Origin of the sequence: Candidatus Culexarchaeum yellowstonense (assembly GCF_024707025.1) — an archaeon.
GTDB lineage: Archaea > Thermoproteota > Methanomethylicia > Culexarchaeales > Culexarchaeaceae > Culexarchaeum.
This window is the reverse complement of sequence record NZ_JANGFQ010000129.1, coordinates 1-4,171: the sequence shown is the minus strand read 5'-3', so window position 1 is coordinate 4,171 and position 4,171 is coordinate 1. Positions and strand designations below refer to the sequence as shown.

The following is a 4,171-nucleotide window of genomic DNA, read 5'->3' as shown; positions in this document are numbered from 1 at the left end:
GTCATAGGAGGTATATAGCGAATTATCTTGCAGAGTTGGGGTATGAAGTCATACATATATATGATGCTGAGAAGGTTGAGGAGCATAAACTTAAATCGAAGGAGATTCAGGAGAAGATGAAACTTGTAATTTGGTGTGATAAGAAGGCTAGGAAGATGGGTGTTGAGGAGGGTTCAGCTTATGGGGATCCCTACTCATCTAGATCGTGAAAGCCCGCCGCTCATCATCACCAAACAATTACTAACGTAAACGGAAACATAAAATTAACTTACCAATCCATTGCTGAAAGTATTCACGTGTAAGGTGGGCTTAGACTATTTTTGCATAGCCTCCTATGATCGTTTAAATCGTATTTTACTTGCAATCTCTATTATTTCCTCAGGTCCTATTTCCTCATATGATCCTGGGATTTTTGGGGGTTTTGTGCTTATGCTTATGAGTCCCGCTCTAGGTACCCCTTGTTCATGCATCCTTTCAATAGCTTTCCTTGCTTCATTCACCTCTATTTCCCCAATCTTCACTTCATAACCAATTATTGGTGTTCTCCCCCTCTCATCTAAGATTACAATGTCTATATCTCCATTTGGTAGTATGGTGTATGCCCTTTTCCCACCAATATATTCTGCCATCATTTCCCCCAAGCTGAATTGTATCTCTCTTGATATTGTATTCATCACTATTTCCCTGTTTACATTTATGTTTGGGTTTTCCGTTATGTTTAGTTTTTGGTCTATGTATTGGATTATTGATGCTATTGGTGATCTGTGTTTGAAGTAGAATCTTGCCCCCCTAGTTTTCCATAGTGGTATCTTTTCCAGTAAACCCATGTTTACTAGTCTTTCAAGTATCCCTATTACTGTTGTTTGTCCTCCTGTTATCATGTTGTTTGATGTGAGTATTCCAGCTATTTCTGATGGTTTCCATATTCCCTCACCCACCAATCTTAAGATTGCATCGTAAACCCTCGTTAATGCCCTCTCTTCTTCTTCGAAGACTTCTCCTACGAGTCCATGTGTTGATGTTGCTAGATAGTATGCTTTTCCACATATCTCCGTTATGATGTCTACTTCTATTGAGAGTATTGGTATTACCCATGGATCTCTAAATATTAATCCCCACATAATTGCATCCTTTGGCGTTTTTGCTAAGTCTTTTAATGCCATTATGGTATCTTGGTAGCTTATTATGTCTAGTTTTAGGGGTGAGAGTAATCCTAGGAGTGGGCTTCTCCTATCGAAGACTTTACTCAGTATTCCGAGACTTGATCCACTGGCTATTAGCTTCCCCTTTGGGTGATGTAATGCTAATTCTTCCCATAGGAATTCAGGTAGCCTCTGGAATTCATCTATGATCACCGTTTCACCATTATCCAGTAAGCTTCCAACTCTACCTATGGCTTCCTTAACATTCATGTATACATATCTCCCCCCTTCTCCGTGGATTACATATCCTGCTCTCGTTATCATGAAGTATTGAGCTTCTTTGAACACCTTTCTCAACATGTATGTTTTCCCAGTTTTACGTCTACCATAAACCATTATCCATCCCTTAAGTTTCTTCACTTCCTCCTCTTCCCTTCTATTTATGTTGAGGGTCATTATTCTCATAGGAATATTCTTATGGGAATATTCCTATAAACTTTGTGTTTTTCAGCATTCTCATTTATATTTCTGTTTCATCATAATTTATTTGTCATGACTTACGTTTTACGTAGGTTTGATCCTTGGGGTTTTCCGCTTTGTACTTGTCCTCCTAAGTATAGTTTGTCTCCCTATACTGGTTGTGGTCATGCTTGTAGGTATTGCTATATAACCTCCTATATTCGTAATGGTTTTAATCCTAGGGTTAAGGAGAAGTTTCTTTTACATCTTAGGCGTGATTTGGTTAAGGCTGATCTCTCCCTCCCCATATCCATTGCCAATAGCTCTGACCCTTATACTCCCCCTGAAGGTGTTTTGAAGGTTACCCGTGAAGCTTTAAGGATGCTTTTATCTTTTGATGCTGGTGTCATAATTATCACTAAGTCTAATCTTGTGGTTAGGGATTTGGATATTCTTTGTAGGGGGAGGTTTACGGTTAGTTTCACCATAACCACTCTTGATGATTCTTTGGCTAGGGTTTTGGAGCCTTATGCCCCTCCACCATCCATGAGGGTTGAAGCTTTAAGGGTTTTGTGTAAGGCTGGTGTTCCATGTTCCGTTAGGATTGATCCAATAATTCCAGGGGTTAATGATGATTTTGATTCCATTAAGCGTATAGTTTCTTTGGTGGCTGAGCTTGGTGTTAAGCATATTGTCTCCTCAACTTATAAGGCTAAACCAGACAATTTCAATAGGGTTTTGGAAGCCTTCCCAGGGAAGGCTGACTTATTTAAGCGTCTATATCTTGAGGGTGGTGTTAAGATTGGTGGTGTTAGGTATATGGGTGAGAAGCTTAGATATAGTTATATGAAGATGGTTAGAGGGTTGGCTGATGATTATGGTTTAACCTTCTCCACATGTCGTGAAGGGTTTAGAGATCTCCAATCCTCTGAGACTTGTGATGGAACCCACCTAATACCTAGGAGGGGTTAATTAAATTTTATCCATGGAAACCATTAAAAATTGTTCATAAACATATATTTCTAAGGCGATTTCCATGGGGATAATGAGTCCAAGGGAATTCTTTGGTTTTGAGATTGGTGAAGATAGGAAGCTGGCACGATGGGATAAGATCGTGGAATACTTCAAACACCTAGCAGAAAACTCAAACAGAATAAAAGTCGTAGAGCTAGGCAAAACCACAGAAGGAAACCCATTCATACTAGCATACATAAGCTCACCAGAGAATCTGAGGGATTTGGAGAAGTATCGTTGGATTTCCCATAGGCTTGCCGATCCCAGGGGGTTGAGTGAAGGTGAAGTTGAGAGGTTTGTTAAGGAGGGTAAGGTTGTCTTCGTCATAACCAATAGTCTTCATGCCACTGAGGTTGGCGGAACACAAATGTCCATTGAATTAGCATACAAACTAGTAACTGGTGAAGATGAAACAACAAAAGAAATCCTAAACAACGTAATCCTACTACTATTCCCATGCTTCAATCCAGATGGTCAAATAATGGTGGTAGATTGGTATAACAAGTATCTTGGAACTGAGTATGAAGGGACGGCGCCTCCATGGCTATACCACAAATATACAGGTCACGACAATAATAGGGATGCCATTGCATTAACTCAGAAGGAATCTCAAATGTTTTCAAAAGTCATATATAAGGAGTGGATGCCACAGGCGTACATTGACAATCATCATATGGGAAGTTATGGTGCTAGACTATATATTCCACCATGGTATGATCCCATATGTCCCGAGGTTGACCCGCTGGTTTATCGTGAACATCAATGGTTTGGTGGTTTTATGGCTGTTAAACTTGAGGAAGCTGGATGCCAGGGGGTTGAAGGTGGCCCACCATTCACAGCTGAGATGCTTGCAGGCTTCTTGGATATGGCTAACTTAATGAATGTTTGCGCCATGCTCACTGAATCTGCTAGTGTTAAGATTGCCACGCCAATATATATTCATAAACATCAATTAACTGGGAATAGGGGGAGAGTTGGAGATAAAAAGCAATACAGCTTCCCAAACCCATGGCCAGGAGGATGGTGGAAACTAAAAGACATAATAAAACAACAACTAATATCCAATCTCGCAGCCCTCGAATTAGCTGCTAAAATGAAAGAAACCATACTGAAGAACATGTACATCAAAGCCAAGAGGAACATTGAGAAGGGGCTTAATGAACCTCCATATGCATATGCAATTCCAATTGATTCTCAGGCTGATCCTGGAGCTACGTTGAAGATTGTGGAGTTATTGTTGAAGTGGGGTGTTGAGGTTTTCGTTTGTGAGGGTGAGGTTAGGGCTGGTAATAGGGTTTATCCCAGTGGAACATACTTTGCATTTGCAGCTCAGCCTTATAGGGGTTTGCTCCGATACCTTTTGGAGAAGACTATTTACCCTGATAATGAGTGGACTCGTGCCCGTGATGGTACTCCAATAAGACCCTACGATACAGCTACATTCACAGTTCCAGATTATCTTGGTGTTAGGGTGGATGTTCTTGATGTTAAACCTGAGGGTGTGTTTAGACGTGTTGATGGCAATATTTATCCAGTTTATCACGTTTCAATTTCCA

General features: G+C 40.4%; 3 protein-coding genes and 1 pseudogene. 3 read left to right on the top strand and 1 reads right to left on the bottom strand.

Features of this window, described 5'->3' with window-relative positions:
• Nucleotides 1-209 (top strand): annotated as a pseudogene (locus tag MRT15_RS09510) (hypothetical protein); the annotation flags it as partial.
• Nucleotides 210-332: 123 nt separating this feature from the next.
• Here the strand turns inward: MRT15_RS09510 and MRT15_RS09505 are convergent.
• On the bottom strand, nt 333-1,562 hold the full coding sequence (locus tag MRT15_RS09505) for an AAA family ATPase (RefSeq protein ID WP_304329853.1): 1,230 nt from the start codon (nt 1,560-1,562) through the stop codon (nt 333-335).
• A 201-nt stretch (nt 1,563-1,763) separates the two neighbouring features.
• On the opposite strand from MRT15_RS09505, the gene MRT15_RS09500 reads away from it, so the two are divergent.
• Nucleotides 1,764-2,573: a radical SAM protein gene (locus MRT15_RS09500; RefSeq protein WP_304329852.1), complete on the top strand. Its 810-nt coding sequence runs from the start codon at nt 1,764-1,766 to the stop codon at nt 2,571-2,573.
• Between the two features lie 64 nt (nt 2,574-2,637).
• Nucleotides 2,638-4,171, top strand: a 1,534-nt coding sequence (locus tag MRT15_RS09495) for a M14 family zinc carboxypeptidase (protein WP_304329851.1), incomplete at its 3' end; no start/stop codon positions are given.